This window comes from Peribacillus sp. Aquil_B1 (assembly GCF_022603275.1).
In the GTDB taxonomy this organism is placed as follows: domain Bacteria; phylum Bacillota; class Bacilli; order Bacillales; family DSM-1321; genus Peribacillus.
Genome location: NZ_JAKXEE010000002.1, coordinates 167,140 through 189,053, shown reverse-complemented (window position 1 = coordinate 189,053; position 21,914 = coordinate 167,140). Strand labels below are relative to the sequence as shown.

Here is a 21,914-nt window from a genome sequence, read left to right as displayed (position 1 = left end):
TCTTCAGGTACCGACAGCAGATTCTGCTTTTCGGATTAGTCATTATTTCTAGTTTATGCTACAATTCAAAAGTGAAGATTTGATTAGTTTGGGGGAAAAAATGTGTTTTATTATTTGATTGCCCTTTTGGTCATAGCTCTCGATCAGCTGACAAAATGGATGATTGTGAAAAAAATGGAGTACGGAGAAAGCATTGAAATTATTGAAAACCTTCTATATATCACCTCGCATCGTAATCGTGGGGCAGCATGGGGAATTCTGCAAGGTCAAATGTGGTTTTTCTACATCATCACCATCGCTGTCATTATTGGACTTGTCTATTATATTCAGAAAATGGCGAAGGAAAGCGTTTTGCTTGGAGCTGCACTTGCTCTCATGCTAGGCGGTGCGATTGGTAATTTCATCGATCGTGTTGTTCGTCAGGAAGTGGTGGATTTCGTTCATACCTATATTTTCAGCTACAGTTTCCCGGTATTTAATGTTGCTGATGCTGCGCTATCAATTGGTGTCGGACTGCTCGTGATTCATATGTTTTTAGAAGAAAAAAACGCTAAGGAGAAAGATAATGGATAAAAGGTTATACAGCATCGATGAAACACTAAAAGGAGTTAGGATTGATAAGGCTCTTTCCACTTTGAATGAGGAATGGTCACGTACTCAGGTCCAGCAATGGATTAAGGATGATCATGTTTTGGTAAATGGCACGGCGATAAAGACGAATTACAAAGCTGTTCCTGGCGATACAATCGAAGTGACGATTCCTGATCTTGAGGAATTGGATGCGGTAGCAGAGGAAATGGATTTGGATATCTATTATGAAGATGCAGATGTACTTGTGGTTAATAAACCGAGCGGAATGGTCGTCCATCCGGCACCTGGACATGTATCTGGCACGCTTGTAAATGGATTGATGGCTCACTGCAAGGACCTTTCTGGAATTAACGGTGTCATGCGGCCTGGAATCGTCCATCGAATCGATAAAGATACATCAGGTCTATTGATGGTTGCCAAAAATGATATGGCACATGAAAAACTGGTACAGCAGCTTGTTGACAAAACGGTTACCCGTAAGTATCAAGCTGTAGTTCATGGTGTGATCCCTCATGACTTCGGAACGGTCGATGCACCGATCGGCCGCGATAAAAAAGATCGCCAAAGCATGACTGTCACAGATTCGAATGCCAAAAATGCTGTCACGCATTTCCGGGTCATCGAACGCTTCAAGGATTTCACTTTAGTCGAATGCCAGCTTGAAACAGGAAGGACACATCAAATCCGTGTTCACATGAAATACATTGGCTTCCCGCTAGCAGGTGATCCGAAATATGGTCCGAAAAAAACCCTGAAATTAGATGGACAAGCATTGCACGCAGGTCTTTTGGGTTTCATTCATCCTCGTACAAATGAGTATATGGAATTCGAAGCTCCGATTCCGGAAGAGTTTGAAAATCTAATTAATCAATTACGTAGAAGTAAGGATTGACAAATTCGTTTTTCTGATATATTATAAGAACAACTTAATAAGAACCTTTAACACAGTTCAGAGAGACTGAGAAGGAAACGGATACGCAAAATGGGATAATTATGCCCATGGCGATAAAATCCTCATGCCTTCTTGGCATGAGGATTTTTTGTTGAAATTGACCTATCAGAAAAATGGAATCGGGGTGGCCGACGTGTTGAATGAGAAAGCCATAGTACTTGATGAGAAGGCCATTAGCAGAGCCTTGACGAGAATAGCCCATGAAATTATTGAGAAAAATAAGGGTATAGAAGATTGCGTCTTAATCGGGATACGTACACGCGGGATTTTCCTCGCTGACCGACTTGCAAAGCGCATCAATCAAATAGAAGGCAAGGAAATAGAACTGGGTGAACTGGATATTACACTTTATCGCGATGACCTTTCGAAAAAGACTAATGATGGGGAACCCATCGTAAAAGGTTCAGACATTCCGGTCAATATCACCGACAAGAAAGTGATTTTAGTGGATGATGTTCTTTTCACAGGCAGAACCGTTAGAGCGGCAATGGATGCTCTGGTGGATTTGGGAAGACCTTCGCAAATCCAGCTTGCCGTATTAGTGGATAGGGGACATAGGGAATTGCCTATTCGCGCGGATTTCGTCGGCAAAAACGTTCCGACTTCCCAATCTGAAAAAATTACAGTCACGTTAACAGAAGTAGATGAAGTAGATCAAGTTACTATATTAGAAAACTAAACAACATGAAAATTTCATATTACCCTTTTAAAGACAGTCCAGAGAGGCTGGCAAAGGGGAGTCAATCGGGAGAGCTATGCCTATGCATAGGCATTCGCCTTCTGAGAAACCCTCTTTGTAAAATGCAAAGAGGGTTTTTGCCGTTTTGATGGAATTTTCATGAGGGGGATACGGAAATGGAAGAAACAAAAAGGGACATCGTATTGGATGTTGAGGACGTTCCAAAGGCTGGCCAGTGGATAACGTTAAGCATCCAGCATTTGTTCGCCATGTTCGGTGCAACGGTGCTGGTGCCGTTCTTGGTAGGGTTAAGCCCGGCGGTAGCACTGGTTTCAAGCGGATTGGGCACACTTTCATACTTATTGATAACCAAAGGTCAGATACCAGCTTATCTCGGGTCATCCTTCGCTTTCATTACGCCAATCATCGCGGCAAAGGCACTAGGCGGTCCGGAGGCAGCCATGATCGGCTGTTTTGCAGCAGGGTTCATATATGGGATAGTAGCATTGATTATCCAAAAAGTCGGATTGCGCTGGTTAATGAATATACTTCCACCGGTTGTGGTGGGCCCGGTCATCATCGTAATCGGATTAAGCCTTGCCGGAACGGCCGTGGACATGGCAATGTATGATCCACAAGATAAATACAGCGTCACATATATAGTTATAGCGCTGATCACCTTAGCGGTAACCATCATCTGTAACGTATTCTTTAAAGGATTCATTAACTTGATCCCGATTTTAATGGGAATCATCGTGGGTTACGCCTGTTCGGCTGTTGCAGGAATAATAGATTATGAACCGATCAAGTCAGCACAATGGTGGGAAATGCCTGACTTCATGTTGCCATATGTAACCTATACACCGACCTTCTCATGGGAGGTCATTGCCATCATGGTACCCGTCGCCATCGTAACTTTATCAGAACATATTGGTCACCAAATGGTACTGAGCAAAGTAGTTGGCAGAAACTTTTTGGAAAAGCCCGGTTTGCATCGCTCGATTTTAGGAGATGGAGCAGGAATCATGATTGGTTCCTTCATCGGCGGTCCTCCGCTGACATCATATGGTGAAAATATCGGGGTCCTGACGATGACAAAAGCGTATAGTGTGTATATCATCGGCGGGGCAGCATTAACTGCAATCATCTTCGGCTTTAACGGTAAGATTTCAGCAGTGATCAGCTCGATACCCAGCGCGGTGATGGGCGGCATTTCCATCTTGCTCTTCGGTATCATCGCATCAAGCGGATTAAGGATGCTGATTGATAACAAGGTTGATTTTGACAAGAAAAGAAACCTGATGATAGCTTCAGTCATCCTCGTGTTAGGAATCGGAGGAGCGTTCGTACAGCTATCGGAAACGGTTTCGCTTTCCGGAATGGCACTTTCAGCCATCGTCGGAATCCTTCTTAACTTGATTCTTCCGGACCGGGAAAAAGTATCCGGAGATATATTTGAAAAATAAGATACTGCATCAAAAAAATAAATCACCTTTTAAAAGAAGTCCAGAGAGGCTTAAAAGGGTGTTGCTGTAAAGGTGAATGAGAACGGGATGAAGTGTAAACCATTCCGTGTCCTCACAATCTTTATGACCTACACCCTGTCCTTAATGGCGGGGTGTTTTTTATGCCCCGCATCACAAATGTGAAAGGAGCAGGATCGATGAAAAAATTATTGACCATGAAAGAATTGACTTTGACTGATATTGAAAGAATTTTACATGAGGCAGAGGGTTTTGCCAATGGATCCAGCTGGAATCCAAAGCAACAGACTACAGTTGCCAATCTCTTCTTTGAACCAAGCACACGTACAAAATCAAGCTTTGAAATGGCTGAAAGAAAACTGGGACTCGAGGTCATTCCTTTTGATGCGGGTACATCATCCGTGTTAAAAGGCGAAACTTTATATGACACTGTTAAAACGTTAGAAGCAATAGGTGTAAATGCCTTGATCATCCGTCATGAACAGGATAATTATTTTGACGAATTGAATGAGAAGATCGGGATTCCAATAATCAATGCAGGGGATGGCTGCGGAAATCACCCAACCCAATCATTACTGGACTTATTGACGATAAAACAAGAGTTTAAAAGTTTCAAAGGTCTGAAGATTGCGATAATCGGTGATGTGATGCATAGTCGGGTTGCAAAATCGAATGCAGAAGCATTAACCCGTTTAGGAGCGAATGTCGTATTTTCGGGTCCGCCTGAATGGTTTGACACAACAAACAGTTTAGGAAGGTATGAAGACATCGATCATGCGGTAGCAACAGCGGATGTGGTGATGCTGCTCAGAATACAGCATGAAAGGCATGTTGAAAAATACGATCAGGCAAATGGAGATTATCTGGAAAGTTTTGGCCTGACCAAACAACGTGAAAAAAATATGAAACCGGATGCAATCATCATGCATCCTGCACCAATAAACCGCGGTGTTGAAATAGACAGTGATCTAGTCGAATGCAGCCGCTCAAGAATTTTCAAACAAATGGAGAATGGCGTGTTCATTAGAATGGCCGTATTAAAAAATGTGCTTGAACAATTTGAAGGGGGAAACATTCATGAAAACAGTAATCAAAAATGGAGTATTGCTAGATAATCAAAACTCATTCAAAAAAGCGGACATTGAAATGGAAGGCAAGGTCATTACAAAAATCGGCGAGAACTTGGCAACGGAAAATTGTAAGGTAGTTGACGCTGAAGGGTTACTTATTACATCAGGATTTGTTGACCTGCATGTCCATCTACGTGAACCGGGCGGTGAACATAAAGAAACAATCGCAAGCGGGACGCTTGCAGCGGCAAGAGGCGGTTTCACTACGGTGGCGGCGATGCCGAATACAAGGCCAGTTCCTGATACAGTGGAGAACCTTGAGGCGCTTAACAGGAAAATTGAAGAAACGGCTCATGTCAGGGTACTCCCATATGCATCCATTACGATTAGGGAAGCAGGCAAGGAGCTGACCGACTTTTCTTCATTAAAACAAACGGGTGCTTTCGCCTTTACGGACGATGGCGTAGGAATTCAAGAAGCCGGAATGATGCTGGAAGCGATGAAACGGGCAGCCGCTCAAGATATGGCCATAGTTGCTCATTGTGAAGACAATAGCTTAATCAATAAAGGCTCCGTCCATGAAGGAAGATTCTCAAAAGAACAGGGGATCAATGGAATTCCGTCCGTATGTGAAGCTGTACATATTGCCCGGGATATCCTTCTTGCAGAAGCGGCGGACTGCCATTATCACGTGTGCCATATATCAACGAAGGAATCGGTAAGGACGGTAAGGGATGCAAAACGAGCAGGTATCCGAGTTACTGCCGAAGTTACACCGCATCACTTATTATTGTGTGAAGATGATATACCGGGACTTGATACGAATTATAAAATGAACCCGCCATTAAGGGGCCGTGAAGATCGCGACGCGTTGATTGAAGGACTGCTTGACGGAACCATCGATTTTATAGCTACAGACCATGCCCCGCATGCGGCAGAAGAAAAGGCGCAGGGGATGCAGCTGGCTCCTTTCGGAATAGTAGGATTGGAAACGGCCTTTCCGCTGCTTTACACCGAATTGGTTAAAAAGGGCATCATAACATTAAAGCAATTGATCGATTTCATGACAATCAAACCATCTGAAAGTTTCTCCCTTCCTTATGGAGAGCTAAAGGAAGGCGCTATTGCGGATATCGTGCTCATCGATTTGGAAACGGAAAAAGAAATCAATGCTGAAGAGTTTGCTTCAAAAGGGAAAAATACACCTTTTAATGAAAAGAAATGTTATGGCTGGCCAGTCATGACGATTGCAGAAGGTAAAATAGCTTGGGAAAAAGGACGTGTTCAAGGATGAAAAGACAGCTAATTTTAGAAGACGGGACAGTATTCCTTGGGGAAGCATTCGGAGGGGACGTAGAAAAAATAGGTGAGGTCGTTTTTAACACAGGAATGACGGGGTACCAAGAGATTCTATCGGATCCATCTTATTGCGGTCAAATCGTTACACTTACGTATCCATTAATCGGGAACTACGGGATAAACCGGGATGACTTTGAATCCATAAATCCAGCCATATCAGGATTCGTCGTTAAGGAAACAGCAGAACTTCCTTCCAACTGGCGAAACCAATTATCACTAGATGAATATCTGAAAATGAAGAACATACCTGGAATAAGCGGTATCGATACGAGAAAGCTGACAAGAATCATCAGGAAATCGGGTGCACTTAAAGGGGCGCTTTGCAATATCAATAAAGATGCAAGTGAAGTGGTTTCCCAATTGAAAGCAACGGTGATTCCTTCTAATCAGGTAAAACAGGTTTCAACAAAAGCACCTTATTCCAGCCCGGGCAGAGGACCGCGGGTAGTCCTTGTAGACTACGGCATGAAGCATGGGATTTTACGTGAGTTGACGAAGCGCGGCTGTGATGTCGTGGTTGTGCCTTATAACGTCACGGCCGAAGAAGTGATGCAATATCATCCGGATGGCGTGATGCTTTCGAATGGTCCTGGAGATCCGAAAAGTGTTCATGAGACGCTCGAAATGATCCGTACAATCCAAACGCAAGTGCCGTTATTCGGAATCTGTTTAGGACATCAATTATTCGCACTTGCAAACGGGGCGGATACGGCAAAATTAAAATTCGGCCATCGAGGTTCGAATCATCCGGTTAGGGACCTTCGTACCGGAAAGGTATCCATCACATCTCAAAATCATGGATATACAGTTGAAGAGCTTTCCATAGAAAGTACAGATCTTATTGTGACACATACAGCATTGAATGACGATACGATTGAAGGTCTGCGCCATAAAAAGTATCCGGCTTTCACCGTACAATATCACCCGGAAGCATCACCAGGTCCGGAAGATGCCAACTACTTATTCAATGAATTCTTACAAATGATTGAAGCTGCAACCAACAAGGGGGAAAAAACATGCCAAAACGCACTGATATAAAAAGCATCCTAGTAATTGGTTCCGGTCCGATCGTCATCGGACAGGCCGCCGAGTTCGATTATGCAGGAACCCAAGCGTGTATAGCCTTAAAAGAAGAAGGTTATCGAGTGATCCTGATTAACTCTAACCCTGCTACAATCATGACAGACACTGAAATGGCTGACGCGGTTTATATCGAACCGATCACATTGGAATTTGTCAGCAAAATCATTCGTAAAGAGCGCCCGGATGCACTGTTACCTACCTTGGGCGGACAGACTGGCTTGAACATGGCCGTTGAGCTTGCCGAATCAGGAATCCTGGAAGAATGCAATGTCCAGATTCTTGGGACCAAACTTTCTGCAATCCAACAAGCGGAGGACCGTGACCTTTTCCGTACGCTAATGAACGATCTTGGGGAACCAGTGCCTGACAGCGACATTATTCATAACTTGGAAGAAGCTTATACATTCGTTGAACGAGTCGGCTATCCGGTCATTGTTCGTCCAGCCTTCACGCTTGGCGGAACAGGCGGTGGGATTTGTGAAAACGAAGAGCAGCTTATCGAGATCGTTGAGGGTGGCCTGAAAAGCAGTCCGGTTCACCAATGTCTGCTTGAGAAGAGCATTGCCGGTTTCAAAGAAGTGGAATATGAAGTGATGCGTGATTCCAATGATAATGCAATAGTCGTTTGTAATATGGAAAACTTCGATCCTGTCGGTGTCCATACAGGTGATTCAATAGTTGCGGCACCAAGCCAAACATTAAGTGACAGAGAGTATCAAATGCTTCGAAATACGTCTTTGAAGATTATCCGCGCCTTGAAAATTGAAGGTGGATGTAATGTTCAGCTTGCGCTAGATCCAAACAGCTATCAATATTATGTCATTGAAGTGAACCCAAGGGTCAGCCGTTCTTCGGCACTTGCTTCAAAAGCAACTGGGTATCCAATTGCAAAACTGGCAGCAAAGATAGCCGTTGGTTTGACGCTTGATGAAATGATGAACCCTGTCACTGGCAAAACCTATGCCAGCTTTGAACCGGCACTGGACTATGTCGTTACGAAAATTCCGCGCTGGCCTTTCGATAAGTTCGAAAGCGCCAACCGTAGACTCGGGACCCAAATGAAAGCGACCGGAGAAGTCATGGCAATCGGCCGTACATTCGAGGAATCCATCTTAAAAGCTGTCCGTTCCCTTGAAGCGGGTATATACCATCTTAACTTGAATGACGAGTTTGAGGATGGAAAAATAGAGAAACGGATCCGAAAAGCCGGAGATGAACGGTTATTCTATATCGGTGAAGCTTTAAGAAGGGGCAAAACGATCGAAACCATCCACGAATGGAGCCAGATCGATTTATTCTTCTTGCATAAATTGAAAAAGATAATCGACTTTGAAAAGCAGCTTAAAGAACATTCATTTGATTGTGAAGTATTGCAAAAGGCTAAAGAACTAGGGTTTTCTGACAAAACGATCGCAGAAATATGGGAAGTACCCGAAATTGACGTTTATGAGTACCGGAAACAGCAAGGAATCATCCCTGTTTACAAAATGGTTGATACATGTGCTGCCGAATTCGAATCGGAAACACCGTATTTTTATGGGACATATGAAGATGAGAATGAATCCATCGTGACCGACAAGAAAAGTGTCATTGTTCTGGGATCAGGTCCAATTCGGATCGGGCAAGGAGTAGAGTTTGATTATGCAACCGTACATTCGGTATGGGCCATAAAAGAAGCGGGATATGAAGCGATCATCATCAACAACAATCCCGAAACAGTTTCGACGGATTTCAGTATCTCCGACAAACTCTATTTCGAACCATTGACTATTGAAGATGTCATGCATGTCATCGATTTGGAAAAACCGGAAGGGGTCATCGTCCAGTTTGGCGGACAGACAGCAATCAACCTTGCAGATGGTCTTGTTGAAAGAGGAGTGAAAATCCTTGGTACTTCACTTGAAGACCTGGATAGGGCGGAAAATCGCAATAAATTTGAAAAAGCACTTAAGGATTTAGGCATTCCGCAGCCAAAGGGTAAAACCGCAACATCGGTTGATGAAGCGATCGTCATCGCTGAAGATATTGGTTACCCTGTTTTAGTAAGGCCATCGTATGTTCTCGGAGGAAGAGCGATGGAAATCGTCTATAAACAAGAAGAATTGCTGCATTACATGAAAAATGCCGTGAAAATAAATCCAGATCATCCTGTCCTGATAGACCGCTACTTAACGGGTAAGGAAATCGAAGTCGATGGCATTTCCGATGGTGAAACGGTCGTTATCCCTGGAATCATGGAGCATATCGAACGTGCCGGTGTCCATTCAGGTGATTCGATTGCAGTTTATCCGCCGCAAAATTTAACGGAAAAACAAAAAGAAGTAATCATCGACTATACGACCCGATTGGCAAAAGGCTTGAATATAATTGGTCTCTTGAACATTCAATATGTCATCAGCAATGAAGAAGTTTATGTAATTGAAGTAAATCCGCGTTCGAGCCGGACCGTTCCATTCTTAAGTAAAATTACGAATGTGCCGATGGCTAACTTAGCCACGAAGGTCATCTTGGGACATACACTAGAAAGCCAAGGCTACAACTCTGGGCTAGTGCCAGAACAAACTGGGGTCTTTGTGAAAGTGCCGGTCTTCTCTTTTGCAAAATTAAGGGGCGTGGATATTTCTCTCGGACCTGAAATGAAATCGACTGGTGAAGTGATGGGGAAAGACAGCACCCTTGAAAAGGCTTTATATAAAGGGTTGGTCGCTTCCGGCTTCAAAATTAAGGGGCATGGTTCGGTGTTATTGACGATATCGGATAAAGATAAGCAAGAAGCGCTGCTTTTAGCAAGACGTTTCCATAATATCGGTTTCAAGCTGATAGCCACTAGCGGAACTGCGGCCCTATTGCAGCAATCGGGCATCCCGACTGCGATTGTCGGTAAAATTGGCGAAGAAGGTACAAACCTGCTGGATGTTATCCGGAACGGGGAGGCGCAATTTGTCATAAATACTTTGACAAAAGGCAAGCAGCCTGCCCGGGATGGTTTCAGAATCCGACGTGAATCGGTTGAAAATGGAGTGACATGCTTAACATCACTTGATACGGCAGAAGCTATTTTAAGAGTGATAGAATCCATGACCTTCTCAGCAGAAGCAATGGGAAAAACGGAAAAAAGTCGTGAGGTGAGCTATATATGATCAAGAAGGAAAGAATGAAGGTGTTAAATCACAAGGAGCTGGCCCCATCCATCTTTGAACTTACTTTGCAAGGTGAATTGGTTTCAGAGATGAATCAACCAGGCCAGTTTGTCCAGGTCAAGACAACAGAAGGCACTGAGCCATTGTTAAGACGCCCGATTTCAATTTCTTCTTACAACAGCAGTGAAAAACAGTTCACGATGATATACCGGGCTGAAGGAAAAGGAACGACGCTGTTATCACAGCGTAAAGAGGCGGAAGCGGTTGATATTCTTGGACCCCTTGGCAACGGATTTCCCGTTCATGAGGCCAAAAAGGGAGAAACGGCATTATTGGTTGGCGGCGGGATTGGTGTCCCGCCCCTGTACCAACTATCACAGATGCTGGTTGCGCAAGGTGTTAAGGTAATCCATGTATTGGGCTTCCAGACCAAGTCAGCCATCTTTTACGAAAAAGAATTCAGTGAATTAGGTGATACTCATATAGCCACGGTGGATGGTTCATATGGGACAAAAGGATTTGTTACGACTGTAATAGACAACCTGGAGCAAGAGTTTGCAACGATCTTTTCCTGCGGGCCTACACCAATGTTAAGAGCGTTGGAAGCGGGCTATCGTGAGAAAAAGCTTTATCTGTCCCTCGAGGAAAGGATGGGCTGCGGCATCGGTGCATGCTTTGCCTGCGTGTGTCATACAGGGGATGATCCAACTGGATTCAGTTATAAAAAGGTATGCAGCGATGGACCCGTATTCCGGGCAGGAGAGGTGGTACTATGAGCAGGCTTTCAGTTGAATTACCAGGATTACATTTGAAAAACCCAGTCATGCCAGCATCTGGATGCTTTGGATTCGGCCGTGAATACAGTCAATTCTTCGACTTGGATATTCTTGGGGCGATCATGATCAAAGCGACCACTCCTGAGCCGAGGTTCGGTAACCCAACTCCGCGTGTTGCGGAAACCTCTTCGGGAATGCTGAACGCCATCGGTCTGCAGAATCCAGGTTTAGAAAAGGTCATCAATGAAGAACTGGCCTGGCTAGGTGGGTATGATGTTCCCATCATCGCCAACGTTGCAGGTTCGCAAATAGCTGACTATGTAAAGGTTGCCAGTGAAATAAGCAAGGTTGGGAATGTAAAAGCACTTGAATTGAATATCTCTTGTCCGAATGTAAAAGAAGGAGGCATAGCTTTCGGTACGGTACCTGAAGTTGCCAAAGAGGTAACCAAGGCGGTCAAGGAAGTATCTTCCGTTCCTGTATATGTGAAACTATCACCGAATGTCAGTGATATTGTGGAAATGGCCAAAGCTGTAGAAGAAGGCGGGGCCGACGGGCTGACAATGATAAATACATTAGTCGGCATGAGGTTGGATTTAAAGACTGGTAAACCGATCCTTTCGAACAGAACAGGCGGCTTATCTGGTCCTGCAATAAAACCTGTTGCGCTCCGGATGATTTATGAGGTAAGCCAGCAAGTGTCGATTCCAATAATCGGAATGGGCGGCATCGCTACAGCGGAAGACGTCATTGAATTTTTCTATGCGGGTGCCAGTGCTGTAGCGGTGGGAACCGCGAACTTCGTGGATCCCTTTGTTTGCCCGACCATCATTGAAGAATTACCGAAATTGTTGGATGAGCTGGGATTTGACCATATTTCAGAATGTACCGGAAGGAGCTGGAAGCAGAATGAAACAGTCACTAATTATCGCTCTTGATTTCCCTGACTTCATTCAAACGGAGAAATTCCTAAAACAGTTCAACTCGGAAAAACTGGCTGTAAAAGTGGGAATGGAATTATTTTATCAGAATGGACCATCCATCATCTCTTTCGTAAAAGAGCAAGGCCACGATGTGTTTTTGGACTTGAAGCTTCATGATATTCCGAATACGGTCAAAATGGCCATGACAGGATTGGCAACTTTAGGTGCCGACATGGTCAATGTACATGCGGCGGGTGGCCAAATGATGATGGAAGCAGCCATCGAAGGCCTTGATAAGGGAACGTCCGCTGGTAAAAAGCGTCCATTATGCATAGGGGTTACCCAACTGACGAGCACGTCACAAGAACAAATGAATGTTGAGCAAAACATTGCCGGATCTCTGGAGGATTCGGTCCTCCATTATGCAAAACTTACTAAACAGGCAGGATTGGATGGCGTCGTCTGTTCCACCCATGAAGTAAAGAACATACATGAACGCATTGGTCATGAATTTTTAACGGTCACACCTGGTATCCGAAATGCAGGAGGACAGACGCATGATCAAAAGAGAATTGCCACGCCTGAACAGGCTAGGGAATTTGGAGCGGATGCCATCGTTGTAGGAAGAGCGATAACGGGGGCGGAGGATCCATTAAGGGCTTATTTGGATATGAAAGCAGCTTGGGAGGGAATATCATGTTAAATAATACGATCGCACAACATCTATTGAAAATAAAAGCAGTGTACCTACAGCCGAATGACCCATTTACTTGGGCATCTGGAATTCAATCACCCATTTATTGTGACAACCGCTTAACCCTTTCATACCCGGAGGTTCGCAATGAAATAGCGGAAGGATTGAAAGGATTGATTGAACAGCACTTCCCTGAGGCTGAACTGATTGCAGGAACAGCAACTGCCGGCATTCCGCATGCAGCTTGGGTGAGTGAAAAATTAAATGCACCGATGTGCTATGTTCGATCCAAAGCCAAGGAGCACGGTAAGGGCAATCAAATCGAAGGCCGCGCCGTTCCAGGACAAAAAGTGGTGGTTGTGGAAGACTTGATTTCAACCGGCGGAAGTGTAATTACTGCTGTTAACGCGCTGAAGGAAGCAGGCTGTGATGTTCTAGGGGTCGTTTCGATCTTTACTTATGAATTGGAAAAGGGAAAAGAAAAATTCGATGCTGAGGGCATTATTAACCATTCATTGAGTGACTACTCGACTTTGATAAAAGTCGCTAATGAAAAAGGGTACATCACGGCAGATGAATTGGAAAAGCTAAAAAAATGGCGGGAGAATCCTGCTGATACAGCTTGGATTTCAGCATGAAAATAGAGTTGGCCCAATCACGGAGTATTGGGCCAACTCTATTTTTTTACTCCTTTACCGCTTCCTTTAAGCGTATGACGGTATCGGCATCCGGTGTAATATATACGGTCTGCTGCTGCTCATAGATCACGAACCCGGGCTTGGAACCATTCGGTTTCTTAACATGGCGAACTTGTGTGAAGTCAACGGGCACTGAGCTCGATTGCTTAGCTTTACTGTAGAAAGCTGCTAATACGGCTGCCTCTTTTATCGTTTCTTCACTTGGCGATTCATTTCGAATCACAACATGTGAGCCAGGTATATCTTTAGTATGAAGCCATATTTCATCACGGCGTGCAAACTTGTTGGTTAGGTAATCATTTTGTTTATTATTCTTTCCGACAAAAATGAGATCACCATCTGTAGCATAATATGTTTCAAGCTGCGGTTTTGCATTTGCAGGCTTTTTCATGCCTTTTTTCTTTTTTTGCCGAATGTATCCTTCCTCCTGAAGTTCTTCGCGAATCTCCTCTATATCTCTTGGTGACGCTGATTGAAGCTGCTGATGCAAGGCTTCAAAGTAGGCCAATTCCAATTTTGTTTTTTGGATTTGTTCCTGGACGACTCCGACTGCATTTTTGGACTTTTGGTATCTAGAGAAGTACTTTTGTGCATTATCCGATGGATTTTTTAAAGGGTCAAGCGGGATGGTGACCATACTTTGATTTTCATCATAATAATTGACGACTTCAATTTCCTTCATGCCTTTTTTCATTTGATATAGATTAGCTGTAAGCAGCTCGCCGAACAACTGATACTGTTCCCCGCGTTCCGTATCTTTTAATGTACGTTCGAGCTTCCCGATTTTTTTTGAGTTCTTTTCGATTTCATTCGTAATGAAACGTTCTACATCCTGGCTCTTTTGCTTAACCCGATCTCTTTCTGCCTTTCCGAAGTAAAAGCGGTCGAGCATCTCGCTCAATGAAGAAAACGTTCGTTGAGTGCCAGTCAGATGCTCTAGTGAAAGCATATAAAAAACTTCTTTATTTCCATCTTGTTTGATCGAAGGTGCATACTGCTGCTCCGAGATTTCCTGAATAATACTTAAAAATGCTGAAGGAAGGGTCGTGCTGTTGGCAAGTCCAGCCCGGTAGACGGCTTCCTTTGCAACTAATGGTGAAACTCCGGAAAAATGGGCAACAAGCTGTCGATCCAGCTTTCCTGCATTGAAGTCGATATTCTTCCTGATATCGTCCTCGGAAGCCTCGAAGGGATTCTTCTTTTCTTGTGCGGGTGGGGCCAGATATTCCTGGCCAGGCAATATCGCGCGATAGCTGTTTACTGCATGTGAAACATGCTTAATGCTGTCCAAAATCATATTCCGTTCTTTATCGACTAGAACAATGTTGCTGTGACGCCCCATGATTTCGATGATTAACTGCTTTTGGGAGACATCACCAAGCTCATTGCGGCCCTTCACTTCAAAAATGATCATCCTATCAAGTTCATATTGATAAATATTTTCTATCGTGTAGCCTTCGAGGTGCTTCCTAAGAAGCATGCAGAACATGGGTGCTTCTTTGGGATTTTCATAGCTTTCTTCGGTCATTTGCACCCTCGAATAACTTGGGTGGGCTGACAATAAGAGCTTATGGTTCTTACCTCCAGCACGAACAACCAGTATTACTTCATTTTTATAAGGCTGATGTACCTTATTGATTCGTCCACCTTTTAATATAGAAGCGATTTCTTCCGTCATCGCTTTCGTAAATAATCCATCAAATGACATTCTATTTTTACTTCCTTTACATAAGATTTTCTAAGATACTCATTTTGCTAAGCGTTATCAGTGCATCAGGACTCCACATTTTAGCTAATCACAAATTTAAGCGAACTGGGTGAAAAGCTGAAGCTGCTGTTCGGGAATATTGAATGGATGCTATTTTTATAGGTTCCTGAGATTGATCCTAAATTTGATCATCCATCATGATTAGCTCTCGTTCATTCATTATATTATCCGCATCGTTCTTCTTTCCGCAATTCTGTTTAATTATAGCATTATTTTGGACGAGTCTGAATAATCATGGAAGAAGAGCAGGTTGTTTTATGTATCGGTAAGCAGGCAGGTGTTGGATGGGTATAGCAAAAAGCGCCTGTTGAGATGTATACAGGAGCCTAATTCATTCTATTCAAAGGGATGTGTGATACTTGATGGAGTTCAAGGAAATGAATAATCAAGAAATGGAGAAAGCGCTTCAAACAAACGTTACACACGGTTTGGACGATGATGAAGTAAAGGACAGGCTGCGAAAGCATGGCTTTAACGAATTGAAGGAAGGAGAAAAACAGTCTGCCATTCTTTTATTCTTCGCCCAATTCAAAGATTTCATGGTCATCGTTTTACTTGCCGCGACATTGGTCTCCGGGATATTGGGTGAATATATCGATGCGATTGCCATCATGGCGATTGTTTTTTTGAATGGATTACTTGGTTTTTTTCAAGAACGGAAGGCAGAAAAATCCTTGGATGCCCTAAAGGAAATGGCTGCGCCGCAAGTTAACGTGCTTCGTGGTGGACAGTGGTTGAAAATCCAATCGAAAGAAGTCGTTGTGGGGGATATCCTGAAGTTTTCGAGCGGTGACCGAATTGGTGCCGATTTACGGATCGTCGACCATTCAAGCCTTGAAATAGAAGAGTCTGCACTTACCGGCGAGTCACTCCCGGCCGTTAAATGTTCCGATCCATTGATGAATGAAGTTGAAGGTATCGGTGATCAGGAAAATATGGCTTTTATGGGAACGATGGTGACAAGAGGAAATGGAGTCGGAATCGTAACCGCTACAGGTATGAATACGGCGATGGGCAAGATTGCGGATCTCCTGCAGACTGCAGAAACAAAAGAAACACCGCTTCAGCGGAGGTTGGAGCAGCTAGGCAAAATTTTGATCGTCACGGCTTTAATATTAACTGTAATTGTGGTCCTGACTGGTGTCATTCAAGGGCATGACCTCTATACGATGTTTTTGGCCGGGGTATCATTGGCTGTTGCGGCGATTCCCGAAGGCTTGCCAGCCATTGTGACCGTAGCCTTGTCTTTAGGCGTTCAGCGTATGATCAAACAAAAAGCGATTGTCCGCAAACTTCCTGCCGTAGAAACGCTGGGCTGCGCAACGGTGATTTGCTCGGATAAGACAGGAACACTGACCCAAAACAAAATGACGGTGACAAAGGTTTGGAGTGGAGGGAAAACTTGGGATGTCGGCGGTACTGGTTATAAACCTGTCGGAGAGTTTTCTTTAGAGGGAGTTTCGGTTGCCCCCAGAAACCATAATGCATTGCTGCAAATAATTACATTTGGCATGCTCTGTAACAAAGCTGAGTTAAAGGAGAATGGTAAACGATATATTTTAGACGGTGATCCGACAGAAGGGGCGATGTTGGTCGCGGCAATGAAAGCAGGGTTGACGAGGGAGCATCTGTCCAAGAGGTTTACGATAGTCAAGGAGTTTCCATTTGACTCGAGCCGCAAAATGATGAGTGTCATAGTGAAGGATGATAAAGATAATCATTTTGTCATCGCAAAAGGGGCCCCTGACGTATTGATCGCCCAGTCCGATACGATCCTTTGGGAAGGAAGGTCGGAAATATTAAATCGGGAGAGTAAGGAAAGGGTACAGCAGGACATGAATGAGCTTGCCTCGCAGGCACTTCGAATGATTGCTGTTGGTTATAAACCCCTTTCAAAAGGAACGATTTTGCTTCAAGAAACCGAAGCTGAGCGCAATTTGACCTTCATGGGACTGCAGGGTATGATCGATCCCCCGCGTCCGGAGGTGAAGCAGGCAGTTAAGGAATGCAGGGATGCCGGGATCAAAACTGTCATGATTACTGGCGACCATGTAATAACCGCAAAGGCAATAGCTAAAGAACTTGGTATTTTAAAAGGAAAAGACCGTGTACTTGAAGGACGGCAATTGGCCGACATGGATGTCGGGGAACTTGAGGAAGTTGTTGAAAGTGTTTCGGTATTTGCCCGCGTGTCCCCGGAACATAAGTTAAAAATCGTAAAAGCCTTGCAAAATAAAGGACATGTCGTTGCAATGACAGGGGATGGTGTCAATGATGCCCCTGCAATAAAATCAGCGGATATTGGTATATCCATGGGCATCACGGGTACTGATGTAGCAAAGGAAGCTTCTTCCTTGATATTGGTTGACGATAATTTTGCCACAATTAAATCAGCCATCAAAGAAGGCAGGAATATTTATGAAAACATCAGGAAGTTCATCCGTTATCTGCTTGCTTCCAATGTGGGGGAGATTTTGGTCATGTTTTTTGCGATGTTATGTGCCTTGCCTTTACCTTTGATACCAATCCAGATTTTATTCGTGAACCTTGTAACTGACGGACTGCCCGCGATGGCGTTGGGCCTGGATGCCGCCGAAGAAGATGTAATGAAAAGAAATCCAAGAAATGCCAATGAAGGTGTTTTTGGAAGAGGGCTTGGCTGGAAGATCATCTCACGCGGTTTCCTGATCGGGGTTTCTACATTGATCGCATTTTATGTTGTATATCGTGCAAATCCGGAAAACCTTGCTTATGCACAAACGATTGCGTTCGCTACCTTGGTGCTGGCTCAGCTTATACATGTATTCGATTGCCGGAGTGAACGTTCGATCTTCTCGAGAAATCCATTTGGTAACCTTTATCTAGTGGGGGCGGTATTATCCTCCCTATTATTGATGGTAGCCGTCATGTATGTGCAGCCTTTACAAACCATCTTTCATACAGTACCGATTTCGGGAAGGGATTGGCTATTAGTAATAGGGATGGCATCCATACCAACTTTTTTACTGGCTGGAACCTTTTTAGCAAGAAAAGCACAATGATATATGATATAATCTTTAAGGTGGTAGAGTCTTGCTCTATTGCCTTTTTATTTTTGTAGTATTTTATTTGTGAGCTAAAGTTTTCGTGCTGCAGCTAATATATAATGAATGTTAAGTGCTAAATGACTACATTATGTTTGATAGGATGTGGAACCATGGTTACCAGTATGACGGGCTATGGAAGAGAAGAAGCGGAAAACGAACAGGTTAAGGTTTTTGTTGAAATTAAGACCGTGAACCATCGTTTTTGTGAATATACGATTCGAATGCCGCGCCAGCTTTTGGTTTTGGAAGAAAAGGTGAAGAAGAAGGCGAATCAATACATAAGAAGGGGACGGGTGGAAATCTTCATTACAGTTGAAGGTGAGAGCCTGGTTTCCAAAAAGGTGAAGATCGATTGGGATCTTGCTGATCAGTATGTGGGATTGATGGAAGAGGTCAAGGGAAAATACAAACTGGAAAGTTCCATTACATTACAGGATATGCTGCAACTTGAATCAATTTTCATAACCGAGGAAGTGCCTGCGGTTCCTGCCGATTTGGAATCCCTGTTATTGAAGGCTGTCACGGGGGCATTGGAAAATCTGAAAAAAATGCGGAATCTGGAAGGTCAGGAACTGGCCTTGGACATGAAACGCCAGCTTGAAAAGTTTGGTGAGATTGTGGCAGGGGTCAAAATGCATGCACCTTCAGTCGTCGAAAAATATAAAGCCCGCTTGGAAATCAAACTGGCAGAGTTGACTGAAGGATTGATCGAAGATAGCCGCATTGTGACAGAAGCGGCCATTTTTGCTGATAAATGTGATATAAATGAAGAACTGACCAGACTCGATAGCCATTTACAGCAATTTTCAAGGACACTTACCCATAGTGAACCAATTGGAAGGAAACTCGACTTCCTTGTCCAGGAAATGAATAGGGAAGTCAATACGATTGGATCAAAGGCAAATGATTCGGCCATTACCAAAGAAGTGGTGGAAATGAAAAGTTTGCTTGAAAAATTAAAGGAACAGGTTCAAAATATCGAGTAGTCAGTTTATGATGAACCTAACAAGGTGACAATAGATATGAATGGGGGACAAAAATGTCAATTAAGCTCATTAATATTGGTTTTGGGAATATCGTTTCCGCAAACCGGATCGTATCCATCGTGAGCCCTGAATCGGCTCCGATCAAAAGGATCATCCAAGATGCCCGTGACCGCGGATCCTTAATAGATGCTACATATGGTAGAAGGACTAGGGCCGTTATAATTACAGACAGCGACCATGTTATCTTATCTGCCGTTCAACCGGAAACGGTTGCCGCACGGCTTCAAGATAGAGATGACAGCGTAGAAGAGGGGTAACTGAAACAATATGAGAGAAAAAGGTTTATTAATCGTTTTGTCCGGTCCATCCGGTGTTGGTAAAGGAACTGTAAGAAAGGCGATTTTTTCTCAGCCAGGAACGGCATTCGAATATTCAATTTCGATGACGACACGGCTGCCTCGCCATGGTGAAGTGGACGGAGTGGACTATTTCTTCAAAAAACGCGAGGAATTCGAAGCACTGATTGAAGAAGGCAAATTGCTGGAGTATGCTGAGTTCGTCGGTAATTATTATGGAACACCCGTGGATTATGTCCGTGAAACGATCGATTCCGGAAAAGATGTATTTCTGGAAATTGAAGTTCAAGGAGCTAAACAGGTCCGGGAGAAATTCCCCGAAGGACTTTTCATTTTCCTTGCTCCTCCGAGTTTGACCGAACTCGAAAGCCGCATCGTTACTCGCGGAACCGAGACGGAGGAAGCGATAAAAGGCCGGATGAAAGTGGCCAAGGAAGAAATAGAACTTATGGATCTGTATGATTACGTTGTTGAAAATGATCATGTGGATGCCGCATGTGCCAGAATTAATGCAATTGTAATAGCCGAGCATTGCCGTCGGGAAAGAGTTGCTGCTTTATATAAAAAAATGTTGGAGGCGGAATAAATTATGTTATATCCATCAATTGATTCTCTATTACTTAAAATCGATTCAAAATACTCACTTGTATCAGTGGCAGCAAAGCGTGCCAGGGAAATGCAAATTAAAGATAATTGCCTCGTTGCCAAACCGGTTTCCCATAAATCAGTAGGTCGTGCCCTTGAAGAGATTCATACCGGTAAATTGACTTACGATAATTCTTACGAGGAAAACTAAAAGAACTCATAGCTTGACCTATCGGGCCTGACACCCTAAAGCAAACAGGAGCGTTACATTTGGAAAGTGCTTCCTTCCTGCGGCCAAGGTGTCAGGCCTGTTTGTTTTGGTTTTAAAAAAGTCCGGAAGTCATTGATGAAAGCAGGCGAGATATGGAATGTTTAGGGAAATCCATATGTTATTGCGCATTTCAAATGAAATTTCTTCGGTTTTCCGTCATAATTAGAAGCAAATAGAATGTATAGTTAGGGGAAATTTGCATGCTTATCGATAAAAAAGTACTTCTTTGTGTCACCGGCGGGATTGCTGTATATAAGGCTGCTGCCCTGACAAGTAAATTAACTCAGGAAGGTGCACATGTTAAAGTGATCATGAGTGAATCGGCACGTAAATTCGTGACGCCGCTCACCTTTCAAGCACTTTCGAGAAATGATGTGTATACAGATACTTTTGATGAGAAGGATTCATCAGTCATTGCACACATCGACTTGGCTGATTGGGCTGATATCATCCTGTTGGCTCCAGCTACAGCCAATGTCATCGGAAAGGTAGCCAATGGAATCGCGGATGATATGATTACGACCACACTTCTGGCAACGGAAGCGCCTGTCTGGGTTGCGCCGGCAATGAACGTGCACATGTACGCCCACCCAGCGGTCCAGAAAAATATGGAGACACTTCGGTCGTTTGGATATCAATTCATTGAACCGGGTGAAGGGTATTTGGCCTGCGGTTATGTAGGGAAAGGTCGATTGGAGGAACCGGAAACAATCGTTGAACATCTTAACCGGCATTTCGATGGACGCAAATCACACCAACAGCCTCTTAAAGGAAAGAAATATTTGATAACGGCAGGACCGACTCGTGAAGCAATCGATCCCGTGCGTTACGTGACGAATCATTCCAGCGGCAAAATGGGCTATGCCCTAGCCGAAAAGGCAATCGAAATGGGCGCTGAGGTAACTTTGATCACTGGCCCAGTGAACTTGACACCACCTTCAAAGGCCAAAGTAATACCAGTGGTATCAGCAGCAGATATGTATGTTGCGGTATTCGATCAGTTCGATTCCAGTGACGTCGTAATCATGACAGCTGCAGTGGCGGACTATAAACCGAAGATTTATCATGCTCAAAAGATGAAAAAGCAGCCAGGGGAAAATGTGATTGAATTTGAACGGACAAAGGATATCCTCATGGAACTCGGTGAAAATAAAACTCATCAGTTCTTGGTAGGCTTTGCGGCTGAAACGAACAATGTTGAAGAATATGCAAGAGGGAAATTAGCCAAAAAGAATGCAGATATGATCGTTGCCAATAATGTTACCGCGCCAGGGGCAGGATTTGGAACGGATACGAACATCGTGACTATTTACGATAAAGATGGAAGTGCGACCGAACTTCCAAAAATGAGTAAAGCGGATATAGCTAAAAGCATCCTGGCGGAAGTATCTCGCATGCAAAAGGAATGATGTC

At 43.9% G+C, this 21,914-nt stretch carries 19 protein-coding genes; 18 read left to right on the top strand and 1 reads right to left on the bottom strand.

What is annotated here, in order from left to right; genetic code table 11:
- The first annotated feature begins 102 nt into the window (after positions 1–102).
- From lspA to pyrE, 12 genes are all read left to right on the top strand, one after another.
- On the top strand, positions 103–573 hold the full coding sequence (lspA, locus tag MPH60_RS14565; RefSeq protein ID WP_101224594.1) for a signal peptidase II: 471 nt from the start codon (positions 103–105) through the stop codon (positions 571–573).
- A complete protein-coding gene (locus MPH60_RS14560) occupies positions 566–1,483 on the top strand; it encodes an RluA family pseudouridine synthase (protein WP_241591061.1) in 918 nt (305 codons plus the stop codon). The genes lspA and MPH60_RS14560 overlap by 8 nt, the downstream gene beginning before the upstream one ends.
- 196 nt (positions 1,484–1,679) lie before the next feature.
- Positions 1,680–2,222: a bifunctional pyr operon transcriptional regulator/uracil phosphoribosyltransferase PyrR gene (gene pyrR / locus MPH60_RS14555; protein WP_241591299.1), complete on the top strand. Its 543-nt coding sequence runs from the start codon at positions 1,680–1,682 to the stop codon at positions 2,220–2,222.
- Positions 2,223–2,398: 176 nt separating this feature from the next.
- Complete coding sequence (locus tag MPH60_RS14550; protein ID WP_241591063.1) at positions 2,399–3,688, top strand: solute carrier family 23 protein; 1,290 nt, start codon at positions 2,399–2,401, stop codon at positions 3,686–3,688.
- A 197-nt stretch (positions 3,689–3,885) separates the two neighbouring features.
- Positions 3,886–4,821 carry an aspartate carbamoyltransferase catalytic subunit gene (locus tag MPH60_RS14545; protein ID WP_241591066.1) on the top strand — a complete coding sequence of 312 codons (936 nt, stop codon included), beginning with the start codon at positions 3,886–3,888 and terminating at the stop codon, positions 4,819–4,821.
- Entirely contained in the window at positions 4,784–6,070 is a 1,287-nt protein-coding gene (locus tag MPH60_RS14540; RefSeq protein ID WP_241591067.1) for a dihydroorotase, read from the top strand. Before MPH60_RS14545 ends, MPH60_RS14540 begins: the two co-directional genes overlap by 38 nt.
- A complete protein-coding gene (locus MPH60_RS14535) occupies positions 6,067–7,173 on the top strand; it encodes a carbamoyl phosphate synthase small subunit (RefSeq protein WP_241591070.1) in 1,107 nt (368 codons plus the stop codon). Before MPH60_RS14540 ends, MPH60_RS14535 begins: the two co-directional genes overlap by 4 nt.
- Positions 7,152–10,358: a carbamoyl-phosphate synthase large subunit gene (carB, locus tag MPH60_RS14530; RefSeq protein ID WP_241591072.1), complete on the top strand. Its 3,207-nt coding sequence runs from the start codon at positions 7,152–7,154 to the stop codon at positions 10,356–10,358. Before MPH60_RS14535 ends, carB begins: the two co-directional genes overlap by 22 nt.
- Positions 10,355–11,134 carry a dihydroorotate dehydrogenase electron transfer subunit gene (locus MPH60_RS14525; protein WP_241591074.1) on the top strand — a complete coding sequence of 260 codons (780 nt, stop codon included), beginning with the start codon at positions 10,355–10,357 and terminating at the stop codon, positions 11,132–11,134. The genes carB and MPH60_RS14525 overlap by 4 nt, the downstream gene beginning before the upstream one ends.
- Entirely contained in the window at positions 11,131–12,072 is a 942-nt protein-coding gene (locus MPH60_RS14520; protein WP_241591077.1) for a dihydroorotate dehydrogenase, read from the top strand. The genes MPH60_RS14525 and MPH60_RS14520 overlap by 4 nt, the downstream gene beginning before the upstream one ends.
- Positions 12,044–12,760: an orotidine-5'-phosphate decarboxylase gene (pyrF, locus tag MPH60_RS14515; protein WP_241591079.1), complete on the top strand. Its 717-nt coding sequence runs from the start codon at positions 12,044–12,046 to the stop codon at positions 12,758–12,760. Before MPH60_RS14520 ends, pyrF begins: the two co-directional genes overlap by 29 nt.
- A complete protein-coding gene (pyrE, locus tag MPH60_RS14510; RefSeq protein WP_241591081.1) occupies positions 12,754–13,389 on the top strand; it encodes an orotate phosphoribosyltransferase in 636 nt (211 codons plus the stop codon). Before pyrF ends, pyrE begins: the two co-directional genes overlap by 7 nt.
- A 46-nt stretch (positions 13,390–13,435) precedes the next feature.
- Here the strand turns inward: pyrE and MPH60_RS14505 are convergent, their stop codons facing one another.
- Positions 13,436–15,157, bottom strand: a complete 1,722-nt coding sequence (locus MPH60_RS14505) for an Rqc2 family fibronectin-binding protein (protein WP_241591083.1) — start codon at positions 15,155–15,157, stop codon at positions 13,436–13,438.
- A gap of 422 nt (positions 15,158–15,579) precedes the next feature.
- On the opposite strand from MPH60_RS14505, the gene MPH60_RS14500 reads away from it, so the two are divergent.
- The 6 genes from MPH60_RS14500 (at position 15,580) to coaBC (ending at position 21,910) form a co-directional block, all read left to right on the top strand.
- Positions 15,580–18,258 carry a calcium-translocating P-type ATPase, SERCA-type gene (locus MPH60_RS14500; RefSeq protein WP_241591301.1) on the top strand — a complete coding sequence of 893 codons (2,679 nt, stop codon included), beginning with the start codon at positions 15,580–15,582 and terminating at the stop codon, positions 18,256–18,258.
- A 155-nt stretch (positions 18,259–18,413) separates the two neighbouring features.
- Positions 18,414–19,289, top strand: coding sequence for a YicC/YloC family endoribonuclease (locus tag MPH60_RS14495; protein WP_241591085.1), 876 nt, complete (start codon positions 18,414–18,416; stop codon positions 19,287–19,289).
- Between the two features lie 53 nt (positions 19,290–19,342).
- Positions 19,343–19,606, top strand: a complete 264-nt coding sequence (gene remA, locus MPH60_RS14490; protein WP_034313813.1) for an extracellular matrix/biofilm regulator RemA — start codon at positions 19,343–19,345, stop codon at positions 19,604–19,606.
- A 10-nt stretch (positions 19,607–19,616) separates the two neighbouring features.
- Entirely contained in the window at positions 19,617–20,231 is a 615-nt protein-coding gene (gene gmk, locus MPH60_RS14485) for a guanylate kinase (RefSeq protein WP_241591087.1), read from the top strand.
- A 3-nt stretch (positions 20,232–20,234) separates the two neighbouring features.
- The gene (rpoZ, locus tag MPH60_RS14480) at positions 20,235–20,441 is read left to right on the top strand and encodes a DNA-directed RNA polymerase subunit omega (protein WP_241591089.1); all 207 of its coding nucleotides are present in this window, start codon (positions 20,235–20,237) and stop codon (positions 20,439–20,441) included.
- A 260-nt stretch (positions 20,442–20,701) separates the two neighbouring features.
- A complete protein-coding gene (coaBC, locus tag MPH60_RS14475; RefSeq protein ID WP_241591092.1) occupies positions 20,702–21,910 on the top strand; it encodes a bifunctional phosphopantothenoylcysteine decarboxylase/phosphopantothenate--cysteine ligase CoaBC in 1,209 nt (402 codons plus the stop codon).
- Positions 21,911–21,914: the final 4 nt, after the last annotated feature.